This window comes from Arthrobacter sp. P1_B4 (genome assembly GCF_056406555.1).
The window spans coordinates 1-26,064 of record NZ_JBFTZW010000042.1; the positions used below are offsets into that span (position 1 = coordinate 1).

The following is a 26,064-nucleotide window of genomic DNA, read 5'->3' on the forward strand; positions in this document are numbered from 1 at the left end:
CCCCTGCTGCGAGTCAGCCTGCTGCGAGTCAGTTGGGTGGGGTTTGGGTGAGGCTAGTTGGGCCGGCAGCGGGGGAATCAGGCGGGGGTGTGGGCCGCGGCGAGGGAAGCGAGCGTGGAGACCAGGAGCCGGCGTTCCACCACCTTGATGCGCTCGTGCAGGGATTCCTCGCTCTCGCCGTCCCCGACCGCCACGGCTTCCTGCGCGATGATGGGGCCCGTGTCCACCCCGGCGTCGGCCCAGTGCACCGTGCAGCCGGTGACCTTCACGCCGTAGGCCAGCGCGTCGCGGACACCGTGGGCGCCGGGGAAGGACGGCAGCAGCGCCGGGTGCGTGTTGAGGTATTTGCCGCCAAACGCGTCGATGAAGTCGGCGCTGACAATCCGCATGAAGCCCGAGGACACCACCACATCCGGGGCGAAGCCGGCGACGGCCTCGGTCAGGGCCGCGTCCCAGGCCGCCCTGTCCGGGTAGGCCTTGAAGTCCACTACAAACGTGGGAATCCCGGCGGCGGCGGAGCGTTCCACCCCGAACGTCCCCGGCCGGTCGGCGCCGACGGCGGCGATCTCGACGTCGAGCGCGCCGGACTTCACGGCATCGATTACTGCCTGGAGGTTGGAGCCGGTGCCGGAAACGAGGACAACTATGCGCATGGTCCTAGCTTATGGGGCCGCTCGCGTAGGCTGGAAAACATGAATCCCCCCACGGAATCCGGCAGCGGCCAGTCCGACCGGCAACCGGTCGGCCAGGCAGCACAAGATTCCGCACGGCTGACGCACACCCTGTTCCGGCTGTTCGTCATCGCGGTCCTGGGCTCGTTCTTCGTCTTCCAGCTCGACGTGGGTTACGTGTGGCTGACGGCGCTGCTCACGGTGGCGGGGATCGTGCTGGGCATCGTGGTCCTGGTCCGGGCGGTGAAATACAAGGAATCGCGGCTGGTTCTGTACGGCGCGATATCCGGACTGGTGGTGTCGGCGGTGATGCTGCTGGTGGTCCTGGCCTCGACACTGTTCTTCAACCAGATCCGCGATTACCAGCAGTGCGTCCGCTACGCCCTGACGCAGCAGGCAACCTCGGAATGCAGGACGCAACTGGAGAAGTCCCTGCCGAGGCAGCTGCCCACGCAGCTGCGCTAGCAGCCGAACCCACACTCCGGGCTAGCGGCTGCTGACCGTCTCCAGGTCTGCCTCGCGCAGCTTCTGCTGGCGTTCCAGCCACGGTCCGGCCGCGTAGCCGATCATGACGCCGATCCCGACCTCCGCGGCCACGAACAGTGCCGTGCGCAGCGGGTCGGGCCCGATCTCCGTCAGCCGACCGATGCCGGCAGAACCGCGGGCCAGCCAGGCGAGCCCCGCCGCGAGCAGCCCGGCGACGGAGCCGATCACCGCGCCCAGCACCAGGGTGGAGGCGGCGGCGGTAAACCAGCGGGCCCGGATCTTGATGGACAGCCATTCATCGAAGTGGTTTTCGCCTTCGCGCAGGAACCACCAGCCGGCCAGCGCCCCGGCCAGCGCCGGCACCACCAGGGCCACGAAGCCGAAGTCGAGGGACCCGGCCGGCAGCGCGGCGAACACCGGAACGGACGGCAGCGGCCCGACGGCGGTCCCGAGCGGTCCGGCCAGCGACCCGACGCCCAGGGCGAACCCCGCGCCGGAGATCCAGGCCAGGGCAAAGACGACGAGGTTGGGCAGGAAGCCGAGCTGCACGATGGTGAGGACACCGCCGCCCATGGCACCGGCGTCGAGCCCTTCGTAAACGGCGACCACAAGGTTCCAGTGGATGAAGAGGTCAACGGCCAGCAGCGCGGCGGACATCGCCAGGCTCGCCATCAGCGCCACCGAGCCTGCCTTGATGGCCGAGCCCAGGTAGGATCCGGCCCAACGGGAGTGCTGGCTGGTACGGGCCAGCCAGGCCACGGCGTCGACGCCGATCAGCCGGCTCCACGACCCGGCCTCGCGGCGCGCACCCACCACCATGCCGAGCCCGAACGGGACGAGAGGAATGAACGCGGCGGCCCACAGGCTGATGCCGACGTCGGCCGTGCGGCAGACGAAGCCCGTCGCAATCCCGAATCCGGCGTACGCCAGCCAGGAGCCGAGCAGCGCCTGCCAGAGCTGGTCCGTATATGAGGCGCGGGCAAGGCGCCGTCCGGCACGCCAGGCGAGCAGGAACGGGATGAGGGCCAGGCCCAGCGGAATGAGCGAGAGCGTCCCGGATTCCGGCTGCGCGGCGGACCCGGCACCGGCGGTGTCCAGCAGCAGGGGCACGCCGTGGATCAGCAGCCAGGCCTGGCCGGCCAGGCGCGCCAGGACATCGAATCCGTCATGCTGGAATCCGGCCGTGGCCCAGACCATGACGATCGGGGCCACCACCACGAGGGCGGAAATGACGGCGGCCTGGGCGGACTCGAGGGCACCCTGCAGCCACAGGGGCATGGGAAGGCCACGTTGTCCGGTCTGATCAGCGCGCAGTTTCATCGAGATCCATGGTGCCACGGGCCCGGCACCCGGCCGGTTTCCGACAGGCACATTGGCCGGATCCGCCGGATTTGCCGTCGGGGGCCCCCGGCGCTTTTTGCACACCCCGGTCGTAAAATTGTAAATGTCCGCAATCAGTGGTTGGAGGCAGATAATGACTACCGCATCTCCTCATGCGCACGGCGTTCATTTTGGTCGGACAGATGTACAGAACGTCGGCATGGGTGCAGGTATCGTCCTGATCGTCGTGGGCATCTTGGGGTTCATCCCCGGCATCACTACGAATTACAGCGAACTGAGGTTCTTCGGGCCCGATTCCAAGGCCCTGTTCCTGGGCCTGTTCCAGGTGTCGATGTTGCTGAACATCGTTCAGCTCGCGATCGGCGCCACCGGCCTGACCATGTCCCGGACTGCCATGGGCGCCCGGAATTTCCTCATGGGCTCCGGTCTGCTGTACATCGTCCTTAGCATTTACGGTTTCATCGTCGGCGTGGATTCGGCGGCCAACTTCCTGTCGCTGAACACCATGGACACTTGGGCCTTCATGGTGATGGGCGTAGTAATGGCCGGCGCAGGCTGGCTGATGACGAGGCACCTGGAAGAAGACGTAGAGACCCGGTCATCAACCCCCGGGACATAGGGAGCCGCGAATGAGTAACGTTTCATAGTATTCAGAAAATTCGTACTACCTGCTGGTGCAGTGGTTTAGCGGAAACGCGGCGGCTGCACCAGCTTTCTGTGTGGCGTCGGGGGCCGCCCGACGGCGGAACCTCCCGGCACGCCGGAAGGCCGGGACTTTGTGAGTCCCGGCCTTCCGTGATGCCCTGCCGCTGCCGTTGCCGCCGGTGATGATGCGGGTGCCGCGGCGGCTCGTTAGCTTGCTTGTTCCTGAACGCGGGGCGGAACTGTGTCCCACTCCGTTTCGGTGGCACGCATCCAGGGAAAGGGCAGCAGTTCCTTGATCCGGACCTTGCCCACCTCGCCCCCGGCATCGACCAGTACAGATGTCTCGGTTCCGTAAGAACGCAGCAGCTCCCGGCAGAGGCCGCACGGGTTGGTGACCTGGGGGTGTCCCTGCCCGTCCATGCTGACGGCTACCACGGAGTGGATTGCTGGCTCCTGGGCCATGCGGGCATTGGCGAGGGCGCTGGATTCGGCGCACACGTTGATGCGCTTGGCGCCAATGTGCAGTCCGAGATAGATGGCCCCCGATTCACCGCGCATGGCGGCAGCCACCCGGTGGTTCTCGCTGTGGTGGGCGGTGAGCAACAGCGCGCGCGCTGCCTCGTAAAGCTCCACGTCGGAGGCGTCGAGATCAAAGGAGATCACGTTTGCCTGCAAGCCGTTTGTGTCCGGGCGACTGGCGTCCATGAGGGTTCCCACTTTCCGTTCCTGCTTACCGCTGTTCTTGCGTGCCTGTGTTCTGGCCTGGCTGTTTTGGTAACTGGCTGTCTTCGTAACCGGCCGTGGTCGTGGCCGGCTGCGTGCTCTACCGGCCGATGAAGATGCCGTTCTTCTTCCGGGCGAGCAGGTAGAAGACGATGCTGAGCGCCGACAGGACGGCCACGTAAACGGGGAAGATCCAGGAGGCGTTCATGGACTGGAGCCAGACCAGGAGGTAGGAGGCCGTGCCACCGAAGAGGGCGACGCCCAGGCCGTAGCCGAGCGCGGTGCCGGCGCCGCGGCAACCCTTCGGCATCAGGGAGCTGGTGACCACGTTGTACAGGGTCATGTTCAGGACCAGCACAACCGAGCCGCCGAGGAGGACGGCCGCGAAGCCGGCGATGCCGGGCTTGACGTACATCAGCATCAGGAACACGGACGGAATGGCCAGCGCACGGGTGATCAGGAACCACTTGGACATCGACTTGCCGTCAGCGACCTTGCTGATGATGAGGCTGCCGACAACCAGCACGACGCCGAGGATGGTGGTGAGCGCGAAGACGGCGGTTGCGTCCTCCTTGAAGCCGGTGCGGGCCGCCGTCGGGAGGCCGGTGTTCCAGGCGTAGTTGTAGGCCTGCGCCGCGCCGACGACGAAGGTGATGGCCAGGACGCTGAGCCAGTGCTTGCGCACTCCACCCCAGACGGTCTTGGCGGAGTTGTTCGCCAGTTCTTCCGGCTTCATGGTTTCCGGAAGCGTCCGGCGGAGGTAGACAACGACGAAGCCGAAGGCTGCGCCGACGATGAACGGCACACGCCATCCCCAGTCGGCCATGACGGCCCCGCCGAGCATCAGGGACGAGAGGTAGCTGACCAGCGAGGCGAGCAGGATGCCTGCGTTGACGTAGAAGGAGATGATGCCGGCGACAAAGCCCTCGCGTCCCTCGGGGACGAGTTCGACGGCGTGGGCGGTGGACAGCGGAGCTTCGACACCGGTGGAGATGCCCTGAACGATGCGGCAGACCAGCAGGATGACGCCGGCCGCGGGGCCAATCTGGTCATAGGTCGGCGACACGGCAATGATCAGGGTGGTGATCGCCATCATCATGATGGACCAGAGCATTACCCGCCGTCGTCCGATCCTGTCGGCGAAGGTGCCGAGCAGGATGCCGCCCAGCGGACGGAACGCGAAGCCGACGGCAAAGACTGCCAGCGCGCTCAGCGTCGCGGCAACGGGGTCCTGCGACGGGAAGAACTTGGGTCCGATGAAGGCCGACAGCAGGCCGAAGACCATCCAGTCGTACCATTCCAGGGTGTTTCCAAGTCCAAGGCCGAGCAGTCCCCGGCGGACTTCCGGAGATAGCCGGGACTTGCGGCCGGTCTCCAGGTCAGTCTTGACGACAGTGTCAGTCATGATTCCTTTTTCCTTCCCCCGCACTTTCGGGGTGCGTGAGGGTACGGATTGCCGGCGGGCACCCCCGTTGGGGTCGCCGGCAATCGAAACTATCGTTTGGCTTGGTCCGCGGGCGGGACCGGCTCGCCACATGGGAGGCGAGTTAGCCCAGATAGCTACGCATGCCTCTTCGTAGCGCTTGAATGCAAACGGGCCATCCAGCTCGGCAACAAGGAACTGGTCCCTGGTGACCGGCCAACATCGTGCTCTGCGGATGGCTTGGCAGATGTCACGGCAGCTTTGCTTAAGGAAAGGAACGGGTTCGCGGGTCGGATGCACCTTCCGCCAGAAGGCTGTGCACCCTAACCTGTTTGAAGCATTCCTGCCCAAAGTGTTGCGGCTCACACAACTATATTGAAGATCTTCACAGAGTCAATGGTTTTCGGAGAAGTCCCGTCCGCCCGCGGCGGGCCGGGCCCAGGCCGGATCACAAAGCCCCACGTCAGGCGCAGATTCAGTCCGGAACCGTAAAAATATTCAGCAAAACCTTGATTCGCTAAAAGTTTTCACTATAGTTATGTGTGTTAGCTCACCAAGAGAGAGTCGGAGCATGACCAACGAAATCGTCACGGGACATTCCCCCGCCGGCACAAGCGTCCTTCTTGCCACCGTCGGCAACAAGGTCCGCAACATGCGCAAGGACAAAGGAATGACCCTCGCGAAGCTCTCGGAAGTCACTGGCCTCAGCCCGGCGATCGTCAGCCAGATCGAACGCGGCCTGGCCAATCCCTCTTTCACCACCTTGGCGCAGCTGGCACACGGCCTGGACATTCCGGTGGGGAAGTTCTTCCTCGGACAGGAGGAAACCAGGTCCCCCGTGGTCCGCAAGGCCGAGCGGCGGAACCTCAAGGGCGTCACCAAGAAGTCCGTCGGTGAAGCAGTCTACGAACTGCTCACCCCGGACCTCAACGGTGCGCTGGAGGCCCAATGGATCGTGAGTCCGCCAGGCCACGACACCAGCGCCACTCCTTTCCGGCACAGCGGCGAGGAATTCGGCATCGTGCTCTCCGGCCGGAAGGACATCTTCCTGGACGGCGAGAAGTACACCCTGGAAGAAGGCGATTCGATCACCTTCTCCTCGGATACGCCCCACTGGTACAAGAACAGCTACGAAGAGGTCTGCGTAGCAATCTGGGTTAACGCACCTCACGCGTGGTGATCCGCCGGCCCTAGCCGCCGTCACCTTTCTCCGTCCGGACGCCCCATCTATACCGCGGTGTCCGCCGGAACCCTCCAACAGCCCGCACCACGGCCCGCAACGGGCCGCGATGCGTCATACCCTCTGCCGGGTCGGTTTCGCGGTCAGCGTTGCCGCGTTACTGCCGGGCACCGTCTTCTACGTCACCGGCACCGTTCCAACGGCACCCGTTCCCACGGCACGCCTCTAACGGCCTCGGCCGAAACAGTTAGGATCCCCCATGAACCCGTCCACAGCCATGTCGTCATTGGAACTCAGCACCACCACGGCGGACCTCACCGCCCCCGTCATCTCCCGCTCCGACGTCCTCGTCGTCGGCGGTGGCCCCGCAGGCGTGGCCGCAGCCGTCACCGCCGCCCGCTCGGGCGCCTCTGTCACGCTGCTGGAACGCTACTCCTCCCTGGGCGGCCTCGCCTCCGGCGGCATGGTCCTGGTGCTCGATGACATGATCAACGGCCAGGAAATCACGGTCACCGGCATCGTCTCCGAGTACGTCGAGCGGCTGCAGAAGCTGGGCCTGGCGATCGTTCCGCCGGCCGATGACCGCAAGACCTCCGAGGAACTGTGGAACAAGTGGGGCCGCTACGGCACCTTCGACTTCCACTCCCACACCACCCCCAAACCGGTCTGCTACGCCGCGGCCTTCGACCCGGACGGCTGGAAGCGTGTCTCCAACGACCTCGTCCGCGAGGCCGGCGTCAACCTGCGCCTGCACTCCTGGTTCTCCCGCCCCATCGTGGACAACGGCGTCATGAAGGGCGTCATCTGCGAGACCAAATCCGGCCCGCAGGCCTTCATGGCCGACATCGTCATCGACACCACCGGCGACATCGACGTCGCCTCCCGGGCCGGCGCCAGCTACGTCAAGGACAGCTACCTCACCACGCTCGTCTTCCGCCTGGGCAACGTGGACACCAACGCCGCGGAGGCCTTCGAACAGGCCAACCCGAAGGAAGCCCGCGCCATCAACCGCAAGATCAAGCGCCTCCTCGGCGGCGCCTGGGAACTGTGGTGGCTCAAGACCCCCATCGACGGCGTCGTCTGGTGCAACGCACCCCACATGACCGGGTTCGACGGCGTCGACCCGGCGGACATGACGGCCGCCGAGTTCGCCGCGCGGGACCGCATCACCGAGGCCGTGGACTACGTCCGCGCCAACCTGCCCGGCTTCGAGAACTGCTACATGCTCGACGTCGCGTCCCAGATGGGCGTGCGCCAGACCCGCCTGCTCGAAGGCGAGTACGTCATGACCAAGGAAGATGTCACCTCCCGCCGCCACTTCGCCGACACCGTTGCCCGCGGCCGCGACTACTACTACCCGTTCCGCTCGCTGCTGCCCAAGGAAGTGGACCAGCTGCTCGTCGCCGGCCGGCACTACTCCGCCACCCCCGAGGCCCAGAAGATGTCCCGCGAGATCCCGCCCTGCATGGCCATGGGCCAGGCAGTCGGCGTTGCCGCCGCGCTGGCGATCCAGAACGGCACCCTCGTCCGCGACGTCTCCGCCCTGGACATCCAGCAGGGCATGCGCCGGCACGGCGCGGACCCGGGCGACGTCCCGTCGTCGAACGCCACCCTTGACGTGGACGCGGTGGTGGGGGCATGAGCACCGTCATCGACGACCTGTTCTCAGGCACGACGGCGGCCGCCACGGAAGCTGCCGGCACCCCGCTCCCGCTTGATGGCATCAAGATCGTGGACTTCACCCAGGTGTTCATGGGCCCGTCCTGCACCCAGCTGCTGGGCGACTACGGCGCGGACATCATCAAGGTGGAACGCCCGGGCGCCGGGGACATCTCCCGGAACTCGTTTCCGGACAAGGACGGCCAGGACAACCCGATCTTCCTGTCCATCAACCGGAACAAGCGCAGCATCTCCGTGGACACCCGCACCGATGAGGGCAAAGCCGTCCTCCGCCGGCTGCTCGCCGACGCGGATGTCGTGGTCAGCAACTTCCGCTCCGGCGTGATGGAGCGGATGGGCTTCGGCTACGAGGACCTCAAGGAGCAGAACCCGGGCATCATCTGGGCCTCCGGCACCGGCTTCGGCCCCGAGGGACCCTACTCGCACAAGGGCGGCCAGGACGCGATCGCCCAGGCCTACTCCGGCGTCATGTGGCGGCGCGAGTCCGATGACATGAAGCCGGCCATCTACCCCACCACGCTGTGCGACTACATCACGGGCATGCACCTCATGCAGGGCATCCTGCTGGCACTGCGCACCCGCGAGTCCGCCGGCGTCGGGCAGAAGGTGGAGGTGACCATGTACGACTCCATGCTGCACCTGCAGATGCAGGAGGCCTGCATGCAGCTCAACCGCGGCTACGAGGTCAACTGGGGCGCCATGCCACTCAGCGGCGTCTTTGAAACCACCGACGGCGCCGTCTGCATGGTGGGCGGCTTCACCCCGGACCCGCTGCTGCGCATTTCCGAGGCCTTGGGCCTGGACGAGGACCTCACGCTGCGGCCCGAGTTCGCCAACCTCGAACAGCAGTTCAAGCACAAGCCGGCACTGCAGGCGATCTTCCGCGAGCGCATGGCCACCAACACCACCGAATACTGGACCACGCGGCTCGAAGACCAGGGGCTGCTCAACGCCCCGGTGCACACCCTGGAGCAGACCCTGGCCGATGCGCAGACACACGCCAACAACATGATCGTCGAGGCCGAACACCCCGGCGTCGGCACCGTGAAGATGCTCAACGCACCCATCCGGCTCTCCGCCACCCCGCCCACCATCCGCCGGGTGGCCCCGCGCCTCGGCGAACACAACGTCGAGGTGCTGCTGGAGAACGGCTTCGACGCCGAGACCATCGAGCGCCTGCAGCAGCTGGGGGTCCTTCGGTGACCGCCGTTTCAGAGGCCGGGACGACCGCGTCAGTTCCCACCGCCGTTGACCAGGTCACCCTGACCATCGAGAACCACGTCGCCACCGTGGTCATCGACCGCCAGCACGTGCTCAACGCCGTCGACGGCGGCGCGCAGGCCCGGCTCAACGAGATCTGGGACCAGCTCGAAGCCGATCCGGACGTCCGCGCCGTGGTCATCACCGGCGCCGGGACCCGGGCCTTCTGCGTCGGCGCAGACATGTCCGCCTCCGCCGTGGACAAGACCGGGCTCGAATACTGGGCGGGCCTGGACCCGAACGGCTTCGGCGGGCTCAGCCTGCGCACCACGCTGGACATCCCGGTGATCGCCCGGGTCAACGGTTATGCGCTCGGCGGCGGCATGGAGATCGTGCTCGGCGCGGACATCGTGATCGCCGCGGACACGGCCCGCTTCGGGCTGACGGAACCGCGCGTCGGGCGTCTGGCGCTCGACGGCGGCATCCACCAGCTGGTGCGCCGGATCCCGTACACCCAGGCAATGGGCATGCTCCTGACCGGGCGGAAGGCCGAGGCCACAGAGATGCAGTCCATGGGCCTGGTCAATGAGGTGGTCCCCGCGGACCAGCTCGACGCCGCGGTACAGCGCTGGGTGGACCAGATCCTCGCCTGCGCCCCCACCTCGGTCCGGGCGGTCAAGCAGATGGTCACGCAGACCGCGCACCTGACCGCCACCGAGGCCCGCGGCCTCCGGCTCCCCGCCCTCATGGCGGCGCTGGACAGCGAGGACTCCGCCGAGGGCGTCCGCGCCTTCCAGGAGAAGCGCGCCCCGCACTGGCCGGGACGCTAGCCGTTCCACGGCCCGAAGATTCAGCCGCTCGAAGAACAACAAGAGCTTAGAAGGAGAAACCAATGCGGGAGTCACTGACACCCGGCGTGTGGGGCGTCGTCGCCACACCGTTCCAGGGCAGCACCCTGAATGTCGACACGGACAGCCTGGCCGGGCTCGTGAGCTACTACGAGTCGATCGGCGCCACGGGACTCACGGTCCTGGGCGTGTTCGGCGAGGCCGCGGCCCTGACGGCGGCCGAGCGCAGCCTGGTCCTGGAAGTGGTCGTGGAGGAAACGCGCCTGCCCCTCGTGGTGGGGGTGACTTCCCTCTTCACCGGCACGGCCGTCGATGAAATCCGTTCCATCCAGGCCGCCACCGGGGACCGGCTGTCGGCCGTCATGGTCCAGGCCAACTCGGCCAGCCCCGGGGTGGTCATCGCGCACCTGAACGCCATCCACCAGTCCACCGGCGCCAACGTCGTACTGCAGGACTACCCGCTGGCCAGCGGCGTCCACATCAGCACCGAGGCGCTCATTTCCGTGGTGCAGGCCTGCGGCTTCGTCACCGCGGTCAAGGCCGAGGCCCCGCCCACGTCCGTGGCGATCGGGCACCTCACCGCAGCCCTCGACGTCTCTGTCTTCGGCGGCCTCGGCGGCCAGGGGCTGCTGGACGAGCTCATGGCCGGCGCCGCGGGGGCGATGACCGGTTTCTCCTACCCGGAAGCGCTCATCGCCTGCGTGCGGGCCTGGCAGAAAGACGGCTACGGGGCCGCCCGCGATGCCCTGCTGCCCTACCTGCCGCTGATCAACTTCGAGCAGCAGGCGAAAATCGCGCTGGCCATCCGCAAGGAATGCCTGCACCAGCGCGGACTCATTGCCGACGCCGGCGTCCGGGCACCGGCCGCGGCGTTCCCGGAGGTGCTCCGGACCGGGCTGCGCACGCACCTGGCCGAGGCCGCCGAGGCCCTCGGCCCGAACCCGGCCGCCGTGCTGACCACGGCGGGGAGGAACTGATGGATTTCGGAATCAGCGGAAAGACCGCCTTTGTGGCCGCCTCGACCGGCGGCCTGGGCCTCGCCATCGCCCGGGCCCTCGCCGCCGAAGGCGTCCGGGTGGCCATCACCGGCCGGCGCGAAGTCCGCGCCAAGGAGATCGTGGCCGAACTGACGGACGCCTATGGACCGGGCGCCGTCGCCATCGAAGCGGACCTCAGCACCGCCGAGGGCGTGGCCGCCGCCGTCGAACAGACAGTCGCGGAACTCGGGCCCATCGATATCCTGGTCCTCAACGGTCCCGGGCCGAAGCCCGGCGCGGCCGCCACGCTCGGCGCGGACGACATCGCGGCGGCGTTCGAACAACTCGTCAAACCGCACCACGCCCTGGTCTCGCACATCCTGCCGGGCATGCGGGAACGGCGCTGGGGCAGGATCCTGGCCGTCGGCTCGAGCGGCGTCGTGGCACCACTGCCGAACCTGGCCGTGTCCAACACGGGCCGCGCGGCGCTGGCCGGCTATCTCAAGACCCTCGCCGCCGAGGTGGCGCTGGACGCCGTCACGGTCAACATGCTCCTTCCCGGACGCATCGCCACGGACCGGGTCGCGGAACTGGACCGGGCCGCCGCCAAACGGCGCGGCACCACGCCCGAGGAAATCCAGCTCGAATCCCGCAAGACCATCCCCGCCCGCCGCTACGGCGAACCCGAGGAATTCGGCGCCGCCGCAGCGTTCCTCTGCAGCGCGCCGGCCTCCTACATCACCGGCGTGGCACTGCGCTGCGACGGCGGCCTGATCCGCGGGCTCTAGCCACAGGCGCTGAACGCTCAGCACACACCCTGCTCCGACTCTCACGAAGGACCACCATGACTTCCACCGACACAGACACCTCAACCGCAACAGCCCGGGACCTCCTCACCGCCCGGCACCTGATCAACGGCGAATGGCTTGGCGGGGCGGACACCGAGCGGATGAACCCGGCCCGCCCGGGCGAACTCGCCGCCCTCTCCCCCAGCGGCACCGCAGCCGACGTCGACGCCGCCATCAGCGCCGCCGCCGCCGCGCAGCCGGCCTGGGCAGCACTGCCCGCCCCGTCCCGCGGCGCCATCCTGATGGCCGCCGGCAACCTGCTACTGGAGCGCCAGGCCGCCATCGCCGAGGACCTTGTCCGTGAAGAGGGCAAGACCCTCGCCGAGGCCAAGGGCGAGGTCAAGCGCGCCTCCGACGTGCTGCGTTTCTTCGGTTCCCTCGGCTGGGCCGCCACCGGCGAGGTGCTGCCCAGCGGCCTGTCGGACACCACCATCACCACCCGCCGCGAGGCTCTCGGCGTCGTCGGGCTCATCACGCCGTGGAACTTCCCCATCGCCATCCCGGCCTGGAAGTCCGCGCCGGCGCTGATCAGCGGCAACGCCGTGGTCATCAAGCCGGCCGAGCTCACGCCGCTCTCCGCCACGCACCTGGCCCGCGCCCTGCAGGACGCCGGGCTGCCCGCCGGCGTGTTCAACGTGGTCCACGGCAAGGGCCGCGTGGTGGGCGACGCCCTGGCCCGCGATCCCCGCATCGCCGGGTTGTCCTTCACCGGCTCCACCAACGTCGGGCTGGGGCTGCAGGAGATCCTCAACGCCCGCCGCGCCCGGGTCCAGCTGGAAATGGGCGGCAAGAACGGCGTGCTGGTCCTGGACGACGCCGATCCCCGCAAGGCCGCCCAGGTGGTGGCGGCCGGCGCGTTCGGCCTCACCGGCCAGGCCTGCACCGCCACGTCCCGCGTCTACGTCACGCCCGGCATCCGCGAGGAATTCCTGGCGGCCCTCACCGAGGAAGCCGCGCAGTACACCGCCGGCGACGGCCTCGAGGCCGCAAGGATGGGCGCCGTGGTGAGCAGCCAGCAGTTCGAACAGAACCAGTCCGCGGTGCGCACCGCCGTCGAACGCGGCGCCACGCTGCTGCACGGCAAGTACGACGGCGGCACGGACGCCGGCTTCCTCTTCCCGGCCGCCATCCTCACGGAATTGCCCTTCGACGATGCCGCCGTGACCGAAGAGATCTTCGGACCCGTCGTGGCCGTCCTCGAGGTCCCGGACTACGAGGCCGGGCTCGCCGCGATCAACGACTCCCGCTACGGCCTGACCGCCGGCATCTGCACCGACTCCCTGGCGCTCTCCACGGACTTCGCCGCCCGCGCCCAGGCCGGGGTCATCAAGGTCAACCGTCCGACGGCGGGCCTGGACCTGAACGTGCCGTTCGGCGGCGTCAAGGACTCCTCCACCAACACGTTCCGCGAACAGGGGAAGTCCGCGCTGGACTTCTTCACGTGGGGCAAGACCGTCTACACGGGTGTGTAGCCAGCCATGACGTACGTGATCGCCCAGCCCTGTGTGGATGTCAAGGACAAGGCCTGCATCGACGAATGCCCGGTGGACTGCATCTATGAGGGTGAACGCTCGCTCTACATCCACCCGTCCGAATGCGTGGACTGCGGCGCCTGCGATCCCGTCTGCCCGGTCGAGGCGATCTACTACTCGGACGATGTCCCGGACGAGTGGGCCGACTACGTGCGCGCCAACGTGGAGTTCTTCGAGGAACTGGGGTCGCCGCAGGGTGCCTCAGCCCTCGGAAACCTGCACCGCGACCACCCTGTGGTGGCGCGTGCGCCTCTAGGCGCACGCGCCGTCGGCTGAGCCCGTGACTGAACTGGTTGATGACCGGGGACAACCGCTCCCTACCCGTCCCTTTTCTCCCGTTGGAACGCCCTCACTGCTTCGCTCACAGTTGGGTAGAAATGTTCGGGAGAGAAGCGGGCGCCCATGCCGTACTGCAACAATCTGTCTTTGACCGGGTCTTTGAGCTCGGCGAACACCAGGTCCACGCCGTGCCGGTCCAGCCATTCGTCAAGCTGCACCAACTCGTCCAGTGCAGTCGTGTCGATTCCCGTCACTGGTTCTGCCGCCAGCACCACGCGTTCTATGCCGTCCCCCGCCTGGTCCAGTTCGTTGCGCACGAAGGACCCCAGCAAGGCGCCGTTGCCGAAGAACAGCGGTGCGTCGAAGCGCAGGATCAACAGGCCGGGGATGCGTTCCCCTTCCGGATGACGGCTCACGTCGTGGTACCCCGGGATCCCGGGCACGTCCACCAGTTCAGCACGGTAGGGGTCCCAGGCCTGCCGCAGGAAGTCCAGAATTGCCAAGCCGATGGCAACGGCGATTCCCGGGAGGACGCCCAGTATGGTCACCCCCAGGAAGGCCGCGAGCATCACCAACGATTCACTGCGGCTCATGCCGATGAGCCGTCGCACTCCGGCCGGGTCGGCTATTGCGGCGGCTGCGGCGATGACAATGGCGGCAAGGGTTGTGGCCGGCAGGAACTCGGTGACGCCGGGCGCCACGAGCATGAAGCCGAGCACCAGGACGGCGCCCACGGCCCCCGTGAGCTGGGATTTCGCCCCGGACTCGACTGCCACCGGCGTGCGGGACGTGCTGGCCGACACCGGGAAGCCACCGAGCAGCCCGGTGGCAGCGTTCGCCGCGCCCAAGGCTGCCATTTCGTGGTTGCCGGATACCCTGCCGCCCTCTGCGGCCGCCAGGGATTGGGCCAGGGTTCCGGTATCAACGAAGACGATGAGGGCGATTGCGGCGGCAGCGGGCAGCAGTGTCAGGACGTCGGCCCAGCCAATTCCGCCCAGGGCCGGTGCAGGGAGCCCCTGCGGGAGGGCACCTGTGACCGTCAAACGCTCTTCGAGTCCCAGCACGGCCACGGCGAGGCAGGACACTACCACCGCAATGAGCACGCCCGGAACCTTCCATTTCAGCCGGCGGGGAACCCAGATAAGCGCCAGCGAGACCAAGCCGAGCAGTAGTGCCGTCAAATTGGTCTCGCCGGCAAGCACCTTCGGCGCGGCGGCTATGAGTTTTTCCCAGGGTGTACCGCCTTCCACGGAGATCCCCAGGAGGGTGGGAAGCTGGGACACGGCCACCAGCAAGGCGATGCCGTTGAGATAGCCGAGCCGGATGGGCTTCGACAGCAGTCCAGTGACGATTCCCAACCTCAGCACTGAGCCGAGCAGCAAGATGCCGCCAATCAGTATGGCGAGGAGACCGGCCAGGGCCACGGATTTCTGCTCGTTATCCGCGGCCAAGGGAATCAAGGCTGCCACGATCATCGGAGCGAGCGCGGAATCCGGGCCCAGCACCAGCACACGCGATGGCCCGACTGCCGCGTAGACAAGCAGGGGCACTACCGTCGCGTACAGGCCGGTCACCGGTGGAAGGCCGGCGGCCTGGGCGTACGCCATGCCAGCGGGGACCAAGATCGCGAAGAGCGCGGCGCCGGCCACCACGTCGTGGCGAAGCCACTCGATCCTGTAGCCACGCAGGGCCGGCGGGACCGCCCAGAATGCAGTCCTTCCGGATCGGCGCATCTTCTGATCATGTCCCATCACGCCCCTGCTCGCCATCCATCATCGGGCGACCCCCGCCTTGCGCAGAGAACTGTGAGCAGCCGGTTTGACTCTGGCGAATACTGACCCGGATGGGCCGTCAATCAGCTCGATCGCATGGCCGCGATTCACAGGCTAATCGGGCCGATCCTGGTGTCAGTCTTTCTTCAGTTTCTGGGCGAGCATTACGAGGATTCCGCTGGGGCCGCGGAGATACGTGAGTTTGTAGTCGTCACCGTAGGTCGCCACACCACGGAGCGGGCGGCATCCGTGCTTCGCAGCTATCTCAAGGGCCTTGTCGATGTCGTCAACCGAGAAGGCCACGCGGTGCATTCCGATGTCGTTGGGACGGGTTGGGTTCGACTCGATCGCTTGAGGGTGGATGTACTCGAAGAGCTCAAGTCGGCCATGACCGTCCGGGGTCTGGAGCATCGCAATCTTGGCGTGGTTGCCATCAAGTCCGACGGCAGTGTCGGTCCACTCGCCGCTGACCGTGTCACGGCCGACGACCGTGAGACCGAGATCGGTGAAAAAGGCGATTGTAGCTTCGAGGTCACGAACCGCAATACCGACGTTTTCAAGTTTGATGGCCATGCGTCGAAGCTACCAAGACGGGGCGAATAGCTCCAGTGCCGGGCCGGGACTATACGGATGGTCGAAGGCTTTGAGCCCGCTGCGCCGGTTGCCCGCGATCTCGGAATGTCGCAAGCAACGTCGAATCCATACCCGTGACTTATGGCTCTGGTCGGCTGATGTCCGCCTGAGGACCATCACAAGCATTAGGACTGTGCCTGGCTGGGGGCATTCTCCTGCCCTGACTGCACTCCCGACCTGCAAGAAGGACCCTCATGCCGATGGTCTGGATCCGCGCAAAATCCCGCCGGCTCACGGCCGCAATCCTCGCCGTCGTGCTAACGGCCGCCCTCGGCGGCTGCGTCCCCGGGCCGAAACCGCCGGCGCCGGTGTCGCCCGATTCCGGCTACCGGGCCGTGCTCGAACAGTTCGGCAGGAGATTGCTCGACGACGGCGCCCCGGCCGTCCTCATCCAGGTCCGTGTGGGCGGGGACGAGTGGTCCGCGGCCTACGGGGTCCGAAACCTGAACAGCCCGTCCCGGGCCGAGATAACGGACCCTGTGCACATCGGCGGGGTCACCAAGTCCATGGTGGCCGTCTGCGTGCTCAAACTGGCCGAGGAGGGCCGGCTGGAACTGGATGCGCCGGTCAGCACCTACCTGCCGGAGTTCAACAAGGTGATGCACCCGCCGGGACCGGTCACCGTCCGCCAGCTGCTGCAGCACCGCTCCGGCATGCCGTCGGTGGACGGGCCGTTGTTCGATCCGGCCACGGTGCGCGAAGCCCTGACCACCAAGGTGAGCCTGGCGGATCTGCTGGCCATGGCGGGGCGGATCTCCTGGCAGGCGAAGCTGGCCCAGGGATTTGAATACTCCAACTCGAATTACATTGCCCTGGCGCTGATCGTCGAGCGCCTCAGCGGCCGGCGGATCGGCGAGGTGATCAGCACCGACATCATCGAGCCGCTGGGCCTGAGCGAGACCTTGATGACGGCGGCCGGGCCGGCGCCGTCGTCCATGGTCCACGGCTACATCGCGCTGGACCGCAAACAACTGGACGTCACCTATCCGGCCGCCCAGATCGACAACGCCGCCGGCGGCATGGTGTCCTCCGTGGCGGACGTGAATACGTTCTACCGGGCGCTGCTGCAGAACAAGCTGCTCAAGCCGGCCACGATCACGCAAATGGAGAGCCCGCTCTACGCCAGGTACGGACTCGGCGTGGTCCGCTGGAACGATTTGTGCACCAACGACTTCTACTACGGCCATCCCGGCGACGTGCCCGGCTACGGCACCATCACCATGACCAGCGCGGACGGAACCCGGCAGCTCACCATGGCCGTGGCCTACCCGCCGGAACCGCTCCCACGCGGGGACACCCACATTCTGCATCAGATGGAGTCCATCGCGGAGGACACCCTCAACGCCACGTGCATGACCGGGCCGACCGGGCCGCTCAACAATGCCGCAGGCAGTCCGGGCACTGCGACAATGGGCAGATGACAGCAATCATCCTCGTCTGGAACCCCGACGAATGGAACGATTGGACCTACCCGGCCGTGCTGGAAGAGGTCGCCGAAACAGGCCGGCACCTGGCCAGCTGGGACGTCGGGACGTCTCTCGACAGCGACGCCGGCAGCGCCGCCGGCACGGACGCGTGGCTGGTGCTCCAGGGCCGCCACGGACGCGGCTTGATCGGCCACGGCGTTATCGTCTCGGAACGGCCGGCTCTCCGCGCCCAGGCACGGGACTCCGCGAGCGCCCCCGCGCGGGCCGCCGCCCGGGTCGGCGCACAGCCCGGCGCATCCCCGCTCTACCTCCAGGTGGACTTCGACGCCCTTCTGCCCGCCGGCGACCAGGTCCCGACCGGGGTCCTCGCCGAGGCCGTGCCCGGCATCGACTGGGAAGCCCTTCACGGCCCCGCGCTGGCCGTCGAGCCCGCCGTCGAGCCCCTGCTCCGCGGCCTCTGGGGTGAGTTTGGACCGTTGCCGGCTGACCCCACCCAGCCCGTGCCCGGCACCGTCCCGGCGGCGGCGGTCACCCGGGTCGAGGTGAACAAGTACGAACACAGTCCGGACGCCCGGCGGGTCTGCGTCGCCCACCACGGGACCAGCTGCGCCGCGTGCGGATTCTCGTTTGAAATCGCCTACGGCGAGATCGGCAAGGACTTCATCCCGGTCCACCATCTGGTCCCGGTGTCACAGCTGGGCAGCGGGTATGAACTTGACCCCATCACTGACCTCGTCCCGCTCTGCGCCAACTGCCACGCCATGGCGCACCACGGGGTACGGACGCCGCGCAGCGTCGCGGAGCTGCGCCGGATCATGGCCGCCGCCGGGTTCCTGACCGGACAGTCCGTGACCCCGGAGCAGCTCCAGGCCCAGCAGGACGCCCGGCGGATCCTGGAACAGCACTAGAGCACAAGCAGCAACGACAGCAGCAGTAGCCGGCTCAGGCGGACCACACCTCGCGGAACTTGCCGCTGCGGTCCGGCCGGGGCGGCTCATCGCTAAAGCGGACGTCGACGCCGGCGGCGCCCTGGGCCGCGAAGAACACACCCAGGCGCTCCCCCACCGCCGTCCGAACGGCAGCCGTCGCGGCCTCCGGCCAGAGCTCGAGCCGCACGGTGAGCGAGCGCGGTCCGGTGCGGATCGCCTGGAAACGGCGGACCCCGGCGGTCTCCTCGATCACCGTGCCCAGCGCCAACGGCAGCACGGTGACCACTTTGCCGTCCGGCACTGCACCGTCCGACCTTGTTCTGTCCGACCCTGTCCCGTCCGATCCTGTCCCATCCAACCTTGCCCCGCCCAACGTTTCCCCGTCGGCGGCAGCGAAACTCAGCACGCCGCCGCTGCGGCCCTCGACCCGCAGCGTGGGAAACGGGCTGCCGCAGGCGCACGGTCCGGCAGCCAGCTGCACCCGGTCGCCCAGGTTGTACCGGATGAGCGGCTGGACCCGGTTGGCCAGGTTGGTGACCAGCACCGTGTGGGAGAGTTCGCCGGGCGGGACGGGCCGGAAGGCGTCGTCCACCGGCTCCACGATGTTCCAGTCCGCATTGACGTGCAGCAGCCCCTGCCGGCAGCGGCTGGTCAGGGCGAGCGCCTCCGAGGCAAGGTATCGCTCAGTGACCCGGCAGCCGAGGGCCGCCTCGATCCCGGCCGCGGCGTGGGCTGCCAGGCTCTCCCCGGACGCGACCGCCAGGAGCGGATGAATCCGTAGCCGTCCCGCCTTCTGTTCGGCGGCCAGTTGCGCCATGGCGCTCGGATACCCGTAAAGCACGGTCGGCTGGAAGTCGTTGAGGTCCGCCACAAGGTCCGGGAGCGGCCGGAGCACGGAGAAGACGCGCACCCGGCGGGCGATGCGGGGGCTGCGCCGCCGCGCGGATTCGGTCAGCACGACGCCGGCAAAGTGGTCCCCGTCCGCGATCAGCGCCGCGGCCCGCAGCCCCCGGTGCAGGAAAGCCCGCGCCTCCTTGGCCGCCATCAGGGTCCGCCGTTCGCGGATCGGGCCCAGGAGACTGGCCACCAGCTGCGAGGCCCGGTCATGGACCAGGACCGCGGGTTCACCGGTGGATCCCGACGTCGTCACCACGAGGTACTGTCCGCGGTAGAGGCCGCCGATCCGCGACGGGTCATCGAGCAGGTCGTGCTTCAGCCCGGCGAGCGTGATGTGGGGATCGGTCACCCAGTCATCGAAGTTCTCCATGAGCTCGCGCTTGCCCACCGGAGGCAGCTCCCCTAAATACCTGCCCAGCTCCGTGGCCCGGTCCGTGCCGGTGTCCGAGACCCTGTCCGCGACCATGTCCGGGACGTCCCGGTACAGCCTGCGGTAGAAGGGCGAGGAGGACCGTGCGCACTCAACCAGCGCGGCGAGCCGGTCGCGTTGCCGGCGGTCGATCTCATCCTGGCTCGCCCCACCGGCCCGCCAGATGTCCCACGCGATCCCGGCCGTCCGTGTCATCCCGAGAGGAGAGCCGCGCATCACCCATCACCCCTTCACGGGTCCGGCACCCCTGGCGTCCGCCCTTCCACCATCGCCCACCCTGCAGGCTCGTCCACGCCCGCACCCTCTCCCACGCTGGCACGGCGGCGAAGGCTCCCAACAGGGGCTTTAGGCACCGGCGGGACTTGGGCATATGCCCGGACACCGTCGAATTGCTGGACTTCCCGGCCTGAAGCACCACAGACTGTGTACAACAGCTGGCTGGGCGGGGTGGGAATTCCTGCCTCCAGGCCGGCCGGGGACTACCAGCAGCATCGTTTGGGGCTTTGCTTAATACCTTTTTCCACCGCCGTGAAAGGACCTGGTTATGCCGGACTTGTCATTTTTGTATCCGCTCATTTCGATCATCCTGGGGGCGGTCGCCGTCGTCGGCGTCATCTGGGTGGCAACAAAACTGATGTGGAAGGTGGCGGAACCGAACGAGGCCCTCATCATCTCCGGGCTGACGCGCGGCACGCTGGAAACCCGTGAAGGGATGGACTTCAAGATCGTCACGGGCAAGGGGGCCCTGGTGCTGCCGGGCCTGCAGACGGTGCGGCCGCTGTCCCTGACGCTGAACGAAACCGAACTCAAGGTCTCCTGCGTCACCTCCCAGGGCATCCAGGTGATTGTCGACGGCGTGGTCATCTACAAGATCGGCGACGCCCCGCCGTTCATTGCCAACGCCGCGCGGCGCTTCCTGGGCCAGCAGCCCAAGATGGAAAGCCAGGTATACAACGTCTTTGAAGGCCACCTGCGCTCGATCATCGGCAGCATGACGGTCGAGGAGATCATCCGCGAGCGCGACAAGCTGGCCTCCCAGGTCCGCAGCGCCAGCGGCGTCGAAATGGAGAAGCTGGGTCTCGTCGTCGATTCGCTGCAGATCAAGGACCTCCAGGACCCCACGGGCTACATCCAGAACATCGCCAAGCCGCACATCGCCATGGTCAAGATGGAGGCCCGCATCGCAGAGGCCACCCGGAACCGCGAGGCGGCGGAAAAGGAAGCGGAGGCCGAGGCCTTGATTGCCGACGCCCGGAGCCTGTCCGCGATCCGGCAGTCCGAGGCGCAGGCCAACGCCGAGCGCGCCAAGGCGAACGCGGCCCAGGCCGGGCCGCTGGCCGACGCGACGGCCCGCCAGCAGGTGGTGGTCCAGGAAACCGAGGTGGCCAAGCTCGAGGCCGACCGGGAGGAACAGAAACTGCAGACCACCGTCCGCAAGCCCGCCGACGCGAGGGCGTACGCCAAGCGCACCGACGCGGAAGGCCAGAAATCGGCGGACATCAGCGCGGCCGAGGCACTTGCCCGGCGCACCGAGCTCGAGGCCCAGGCCAACGCCCGGCGGACTGAGGTGCAGGCGCAGGCGAACGCGACGGCGGCAGCAGCAGCGGCAGGGGCCACCAAGGTCACCGGCGAAGCCGAGGCCGCCGCCACGAAGGCCCGCGGCGATGCCGCCGCCTCCGCCATCAAGGCCAAGGCACTGGCCGAGGCAGAGGGCATCAAGGCCCGCGCCGAAGCACTGGGCACCAACCAGGACGCCGTCATCTCCCAGCAGCTCGCCGAGAACATGCCGGCGATCGTGGCGGCGGCGGCCGAACCGTTCGCGCACGTCGGCCAGATGACCGTCCTCAACGGCGGCGAAGGGGTCAACCGGATGATCGGCGGTATTTTGGCACAGGTGGGCGACTACCTCCCGGCGCTCTCCACGGCCCTCAAAAACACCCGGGATGGCGGGAAACGGCCTGCGAAGGCGCCTGAGGCGTAGGGGCGGGAATGCGCGCGGGGAACCGGAGGATCTGATGTACTGGGATTCTGATGCATAAGGATGTTGACCGGAGCCTGACCGGAAAGATCGGCCGCGTCACCGGACGGATCGGTCCGGGCACCATCGGCGAGGTCATGCTGCCGGTCCGCGGCGGAACCAGTGCGTTCCACGCGCACCCCTTCGACAAGACCAGCGTTTTCGCCGTGGGCGAGCAGGTACTGGTCATCTATTTTGAGCCGCCGCAGACGGTGTTTGTGGAGGAACTTCCGGATGTCCTCAAGGCCGATTGACCCTCTGGACGGTAAGAGGCGACGGGCGTATTCTGAAGTTCCGTAGCCTCTGGAGGTATTTCTGATGGAAGGCAATAAGCGTGCGCGTTGCGGTCCGGTTTCCGGCATCCGTGCCCGCTTCCCGGTCGGCAACTGGCCCGACCCGCTGTAGCTCGACTTTCGTCATGCCATCCGGCACCGCTGCTTGGTGGGGTTTGCGCCGTGGACGCATGGCCGCTCTGAACTGCGCCCACTTGAGGGTGCCCGACTAGTTCCCGGCAACCGCCCGCCTTTCTGTGCGCCCTGTGGCGTTCCCTCCTGAGTTCGCCCGCCTGTTAACCCACTCTTCCCCTCCCGGCCACGCCTGCTCCCCCGCGCCGCAAACCGCCGCCCGCACCGTGGAGGGGTGAGGATCGCAATCGTCGCCGAATCATTCCTGCCGCTCATGAACGGGGTCACCCACTCCATCCTGCGCGTGCTGGAGCATCTGCAGCAGCGCGGGGACGAGGTGCTGGTGATCGCACCGTCCACGCAGGACACGGATGTACCGGACGAGGTCTATGGCGCCCACGTCCTCCGGCTCCCCTCGCTCCCGCTGGCCGGCTACGCGAATCTGCGGGTGGCGATGGGCGGTGTGTATCGGGTCAAGCGAATCCTTGCCGACTACGCGCCCGACGTCGTGCACCTCGCGTCCCCGTTCGTGCTCGGCTGGCGGGCAGCGCAGGCCGCCCACCAGCTCGGCATCCCAACGGTCGCCATCTACCAGACCGAGGTGCCCGGCTATGCGGGGCGCTATGGCGTCCCCTTCCTGGAGAACTGGGCCTGGTACCGGGTGGACCAGATCCACTTGCTGGCCTCGCGCACCCTGGTCCCTTCCACGTTCGCGCTCAACCAGCTCCGCGGCCGCGGCATTCCGCGCGTGGACATGTGGCGGCGCGGCGTGGACACCCAGCGGTTCAACCCCGCGAAGCGCGACGCCGGCTGGCGGGCCTCCGTGGCGCCCGGCGGCGAGCGCCTCATCGGCTACGTGGGCCGGCTTGCGGCCGAGAAGCAGGTGGAGGATCTGGCGGTGCTGGCGGATGTTCCCGGAACGCGGCTGGTGATCGTCGGCGACGGGCCCCAGCGGGCCGCCCTGGAGGCTGCGCTGCCGCAGGGGGTCTTCACCGGTTTCCTCGGCGGCGACCACCTCGCCCGGGCGGTGGCGTCCTTTGATCTCTTCGTCCATCCCGGCGAGTTCGAGACCTTTTGCCAGACCATCCAGGAGGCCATGGCGTCCGGGGTGCCGGTGGTGGCCACCGGCCGCGGCGGCCCGCTGGATCTCGTGGAGAACTCGCGGACCGGCTGGCTGTACGAGCCCGGCGACCTCGCCGGGTTCCGTGCCCGGGTGATGGACCTGATGGGCGACGACGCCAAGCGCCGCGCGTTCGCCGCGGCCGCGCACGCGACGGTCCAGGGCCGAACGTGGTCCGTGCTCGGCGCCGAACTCGTTGGCCACTACAGGGCCGTGATCGGCGAGTCCCAGATGGGGCCGGCTATCGCCGGCCACGCGGGCGTGCCGCTGCCCGGGTAGCAGGGCTGGTGCCCGGGTAGCAGGGCTGGTGCCCGGGTAGCAGGGCCGGTGCCGGCGCAGCCGGGCCGGGTGCACTTGCGCAGCCGGCGCGTTCGACACCTTTGGTTGCGGCATGATGGCCATCACGCCCGGGCAGCCCGCACCGCATATGATTCAGTCAGCGCAGTGCGCCTGCTCTCCGCAAGGTGCCCGCTGTCCGTATTCTTCGCCGGGGGGCTGTTAGACATCGTGGAAGCTGGTTTCGCACAACAACTGCTGGAGTACAGCCCGGACGCACTTTTGCTGGTCGCCCAGGACGGAGCCATTTCCTTCCTCAATGCGGCCGCGGAACGGCTCTTCGGCTACCCCCGGGCGCAGCTGCTCGGCGCGGACCACAGCATGCTCCTGGCCGAGGCCTCGCGGGAGGAATTCCACGGCGTCTTGGCCGGGCTGGCCAAGGCCGCAAGCCCCGGCTCGCCGTCCGCCGGCTCCCCGTTCGCCGGCTCGGGCCGACGCGCCGACGGCACGGAACTCCCCGTCGAAATCACGTGCTCGCTGGTCCCCGCCGCGGCCGGAGCGGCCGACGCCGGACCGTCCATTGCCCTCTCCATCCGCGGCGCCGCAGGCCGGAACCCGGGCGCCGACAGCGCCGGGCGCACCCTCAGCGGCGACTTTGGCCGCCGTCGTACTTCTGGTGCAGCGGGAGCTACCCTTTCCGGAGGTCCGGCTGCCGCTCCTGCGGCGTTTGCCGAGCACGACGACGAACTCAAGGCGGGCTCGCTCCGCGACCCCTTGACGGCGCTGCCCAACGGCCCCCTCTTCAACGAGCGGCTCGCCGCGGCCCTGCGCCGCCCGGATCCGGTGGACATCCTGCTGCTGAACCTCGATGACTTCAAGCACCTCAATGACGTGCTGGGACGCTCCGCGGCCGATGAACTTCTGGTGGAGGTGGCATCCAGGCTGCGCAACTGCGTCCGTCCGCATGACACGGTGGCCCGGCTCGGCGGCGACGAGTTCGCGGTGCTGCTCACCGAATGCCTCAACGCGGACGCTGTGGCCAAACGGATCGCCGAGTCCCTCTACGCCCCCCTGCGCGTGGGCGGGTCCATGGTCCGGCCCGGCGTCAGCATGGGCCTGGCGTCGAAGTCGGGGCAGACGCTGGACGGCGCGGAACTGCTGCGGCAGGCCGACGCCGCCATGACCGCCGCGAAGGCTGCCGGGAAGAACAACTGGATGCGGTTCCGGCCGGAGATGCTGACCACCGCGGCCCACAAGGCCGACGGCGATTCCGGGCTGCGGCGCGCCGTCGAACTGGGCCAGATCTCGGTGCACTACCAGCCCGTGGTCTCGCCCGGCATCGGTTCGGTGGTGCAGTTCGAAGCGTTCGCGCGGTGGGAACGGCACGGCCGGCTGGTGCCGCCGAACCAGTTCCTGCCCGTGGCGGAGCAGAGCGGCCTGATACGCGAGATCGGCGACGAGGTCCTGCGCCGCGCCTGCGCCGAGATCCGGCCCTGGCTGGCCGGCGATCCTGCCTACAGCGTCGCCGTGAACGTCTCGGGCCTGCAGTTCCAGCACCGGGACTTCGCAGCGGACGTGCTCGCGATTGCGGCGTCCACGGGCGTTGACCCGCGCCAGCTCACGCTTGAGCTGACGGAGAGCGTGTTCTTCGACGCCTCCTCGGACGTGCTGGGCCAGCTGCGGCAGCTGCGCGGCGCCGGTGTCCGGATTGCCGTGGACGACTTCGGCACCGGGTATTCCACGCTCGGCCGGCTCCAGGAACTGCCCCTGGACATGGTCAAGATCGACCGCTCCTTCGTGGCCATGATCAAGACCGGCCAGGAACAGCTCCCGTTCTTCGCCACCATGATCAGCGCGGCGCATGCCCTCGGCCTGAAAGTCACGGCGGAAGGCATCGAGACGCCCGCGCAGGCCAAATACCTGATGGACCGCGGCTGCGACTCCCTGCAGGGCTATCTGTTCGCCAAGCCGGCCCCCGCCAGCCACCTGGCCGGGACCATGGAGAGTGCCCTGAACGCCCTGGACAAGGTCGACGCCGCGCGGTAGTCGGGCGGGCTGGCTGACGTTAGGCCGGCCGCTGGCCGTCCAGGCGGGTCGCATTGTCGCCGCCACACTCCGCCATTGGACGCAAACGGCCGCTAAGCATCGGCGGTTTCTAGGGGTCGTTGCAACACCTGCTGGTTAGGTGGTCAGTAGTAAATCACGTAGACGCTCGGCTGGAGTATTCCAGCCGAGCGTCTTGCGTGGGCGTCCGTTGAGTTCCTGCGCGACGTGCTCAAGGTCTTCGGGTCCGTAGACGGACAGATCGGTGCCTTTGGGGAAGTAC

At 67.8% G+C, this 26,064-nt stretch carries 23 protein-coding genes and 1 pseudogene; 16 read left to right on the forward strand and 8 right to left on the reverse strand.

What is annotated here, in order from left to right:
* Positions 1–77: 77 nt before the first annotated feature.
* Positions 78–653 carry a phosphoribosylglycinamide formyltransferase gene (gene purN, locus AC1D1W_RS13355; protein WP_028277307.1) on the reverse strand — a complete coding sequence of 192 codons (576 nt, stop codon included), beginning with the start codon at positions 651–653 and terminating at the stop codon, positions 78–80.
* 39 nt (positions 654–692) lie between these two features.
* Here purN and AC1D1W_RS13360 point away from each other — a divergent pair, with 39 nt between their 5' ends.
* The gene (locus tag AC1D1W_RS13360; RefSeq protein WP_243180256.1) at positions 693–1,136 is read left to right on the forward strand and encodes a hypothetical protein; all 444 of its coding nucleotides are present in this window, start codon (positions 693–695) and stop codon (positions 1,134–1,136) included.
* A gap of 21 nt (positions 1,137–1,157) precedes the next feature.
* Here the strand turns inward: AC1D1W_RS13360 and AC1D1W_RS13365 are convergent, their stop codons facing one another.
* The gene (locus AC1D1W_RS13365) at positions 1,158–2,477 is read right to left on the reverse strand and encodes a cell division protein PerM (protein WP_243180265.1); all 1,320 of its coding nucleotides are present in this window, start codon (positions 2,475–2,477) and stop codon (positions 1,158–1,160) included.
* 220 nt (positions 2,478–2,697) lie between these two features.
* Here AC1D1W_RS13365 and AC1D1W_RS13370 point away from each other — a divergent pair, with 220 nt between their 5' ends.
* Positions 2,698–3,117, forward strand: coding sequence for a DUF4383 domain-containing protein (locus AC1D1W_RS13370; RefSeq protein WP_476943929.1), 420 nt, complete (start codon positions 2,698–2,700; stop codon positions 3,115–3,117).
* A gap of 233 nt (positions 3,118–3,350) precedes the next feature.
* On the opposite strand, the gene AC1D1W_RS13375 is transcribed toward AC1D1W_RS13370, so the two are convergent.
* Complete coding sequence (locus tag AC1D1W_RS13375) at positions 3,351–3,818, reverse strand: cytidine/deoxycytidylate deaminase family protein (RefSeq protein WP_476943930.1); 468 nt, start codon at positions 3,816–3,818, stop codon at positions 3,351–3,353.
* A 148-nt stretch (positions 3,819–3,966) separates the two neighbouring features.
* On the reverse strand, positions 3,967–5,271 hold the full coding sequence (locus AC1D1W_RS13380; protein ID WP_459384138.1) for an MFS transporter: 1,305 nt from the start codon (positions 5,269–5,271) through the stop codon (positions 3,967–3,969).
* A gap of 589 nt (positions 5,272–5,860) precedes the next feature.
* Between AC1D1W_RS13380 and AC1D1W_RS13385 the strand changes: the two genes are divergently transcribed.
* The 8 genes from AC1D1W_RS13385 (at position 5,861) to fdxA (ending at position 13,830) form a co-directional block, all read left to right on the forward strand.
* On the forward strand, positions 5,861–6,469 hold the full coding sequence (locus tag AC1D1W_RS13385; RefSeq protein WP_028277301.1) for a helix-turn-helix domain-containing protein: 609 nt from the start codon (positions 5,861–5,863) through the stop codon (positions 6,467–6,469).
* Between the two features lie 259 nt (positions 6,470–6,728).
* Positions 6,729–8,111, forward strand: a complete 1,383-nt coding sequence (locus tag AC1D1W_RS13390) for an FAD-dependent oxidoreductase (RefSeq protein ID WP_028277300.1) — start codon at positions 6,729–6,731, stop codon at positions 8,109–8,111.
* Positions 8,108–9,352, forward strand: coding sequence for a CaiB/BaiF CoA transferase family protein (locus tag AC1D1W_RS13395; RefSeq protein WP_243180274.1), 1,245 nt, complete (start codon positions 8,108–8,110; stop codon positions 9,350–9,352). The genes AC1D1W_RS13390 and AC1D1W_RS13395 overlap by 4 nt, the downstream gene beginning before the upstream one ends.
* Positions 9,349–10,179, forward strand: coding sequence for an enoyl-CoA hydratase-related protein (locus AC1D1W_RS13400; protein WP_476943931.1), 831 nt, complete (start codon positions 9,349–9,351; stop codon positions 10,177–10,179). Before AC1D1W_RS13395 ends, AC1D1W_RS13400 begins: the two co-directional genes overlap by 4 nt.
* Positions 10,180–10,241: 62 nt before the next feature.
* Positions 10,242–11,174 carry a dihydrodipicolinate synthase family protein gene (locus AC1D1W_RS13405; RefSeq protein WP_476943932.1) on the forward strand — a complete coding sequence of 311 codons (933 nt, stop codon included), beginning with the start codon at positions 10,242–10,244 and terminating at the stop codon, positions 11,172–11,174.
* Positions 11,174–11,962: an SDR family oxidoreductase gene (locus AC1D1W_RS13410; RefSeq protein WP_476943933.1), complete on the forward strand. Its 789-nt coding sequence runs from the start codon at positions 11,174–11,176 to the stop codon at positions 11,960–11,962. Before AC1D1W_RS13405 ends, AC1D1W_RS13410 begins: the two co-directional genes overlap by 1 nt.
* Before the next feature lie 56 nt (positions 11,963–12,018).
* Entirely contained in the window at positions 12,019–13,494 is a 1,476-nt protein-coding gene (locus tag AC1D1W_RS13415; RefSeq protein ID WP_476943934.1) for an aldehyde dehydrogenase family protein, read from the forward strand.
* 6 nt (positions 13,495–13,500) lie between these two features.
* Entirely contained in the window at positions 13,501–13,830 is a 330-nt protein-coding gene (gene fdxA, locus AC1D1W_RS13420; protein WP_028277294.1) for a ferredoxin, read from the forward strand.
* 41 nt (positions 13,831–13,871) lie between these two features.
* Here fdxA and AC1D1W_RS13425 read toward each other — a convergent pair whose 3' ends face one another.
* Positions 13,872–15,584 carry a SulP family inorganic anion transporter gene (locus AC1D1W_RS13425; protein WP_476943935.1) on the reverse strand — a complete coding sequence of 571 codons (1,713 nt, stop codon included), beginning with the start codon at positions 15,582–15,584 and terminating at the stop codon, positions 13,872–13,874.
* Between the two features lie 156 nt (positions 15,585–15,740).
* On the reverse strand, positions 15,741–16,178 hold the full coding sequence (locus tag AC1D1W_RS13430) for a VOC family protein (RefSeq protein WP_476943936.1): 438 nt from the start codon (positions 16,176–16,178) through the stop codon (positions 15,741–15,743).
* A gap of 254 nt (positions 16,179–16,432) precedes the next feature.
* Between AC1D1W_RS13430 and AC1D1W_RS13435 the strand changes: the two genes are divergently transcribed.
* Together AC1D1W_RS13435 and AC1D1W_RS13440 are read left to right on the forward strand one after the other, a co-directional pair.
* Entirely contained in the window at positions 16,433–17,659 is a 1,227-nt protein-coding gene (locus AC1D1W_RS13435) for a serine hydrolase domain-containing protein (protein ID WP_028277291.1), read from the forward strand.
* A complete protein-coding gene (locus AC1D1W_RS13440) occupies positions 17,656–18,573 on the forward strand; it encodes an HNH endonuclease (protein ID WP_476943937.1) in 918 nt (305 codons plus the stop codon). Before AC1D1W_RS13435 ends, AC1D1W_RS13440 begins: the two co-directional genes overlap by 4 nt.
* A gap of 34 nt (positions 18,574–18,607) precedes the next feature.
* On the opposite strand, the gene AC1D1W_RS13445 is transcribed toward AC1D1W_RS13440, so the two are convergent.
* Positions 18,608–20,116, reverse strand: a complete 1,509-nt coding sequence (locus AC1D1W_RS13445) for a phenylacetate--CoA ligase family protein (RefSeq protein WP_476943938.1) — start codon at positions 20,114–20,116, stop codon at positions 18,608–18,610.
* Between the two features lie 349 nt (positions 20,117–20,465).
* On the opposite strand from AC1D1W_RS13445, the gene AC1D1W_RS13450 reads away from it, so the two are divergent.
* The 4 genes from AC1D1W_RS13450 to AC1D1W_RS13465 all read left to right on the forward strand — a co-directional run bounded on the left by AC1D1W_RS13450 (position 20,466) and on the right by AC1D1W_RS13465 (position 25,784).
* On the forward strand, positions 20,466–21,902 hold the full coding sequence (locus AC1D1W_RS13450; RefSeq protein WP_079553343.1) for a flotillin family protein: 1,437 nt from the start codon (positions 20,466–20,468) through the stop codon (positions 21,900–21,902).
* A 50-nt stretch (positions 21,903–21,952) separates the two neighbouring features.
* On the forward strand, positions 21,953–22,192 hold the full coding sequence (locus tag AC1D1W_RS13455) for a hypothetical protein (RefSeq protein ID WP_476943939.1): 240 nt from the start codon (positions 21,953–21,955) through the stop codon (positions 22,190–22,192).
* Between the two features lie 385 nt (positions 22,193–22,577).
* On the forward strand, positions 22,578–23,741 hold the full coding sequence (locus AC1D1W_RS13460) for a glycosyltransferase family 4 protein (RefSeq protein WP_476943940.1): 1,164 nt from the start codon (positions 22,578–22,580) through the stop codon (positions 23,739–23,741).
* A 228-nt stretch (positions 23,742–23,969) separates the two neighbouring features.
* Entirely contained in the window at positions 23,970–25,784 is a 1,815-nt protein-coding gene (locus AC1D1W_RS13465) for a putative bifunctional diguanylate cyclase/phosphodiesterase (protein WP_476943941.1), read from the forward strand.
* A gap of 135 nt (positions 25,785–25,919) precedes the next feature.
* Here AC1D1W_RS13465 and AC1D1W_RS13470 read toward each other — a convergent pair.
* A pseudogene (locus AC1D1W_RS13470) lies at positions 25,920–26,064 on the reverse strand (IS30 family transposase); the annotation flags it as partial.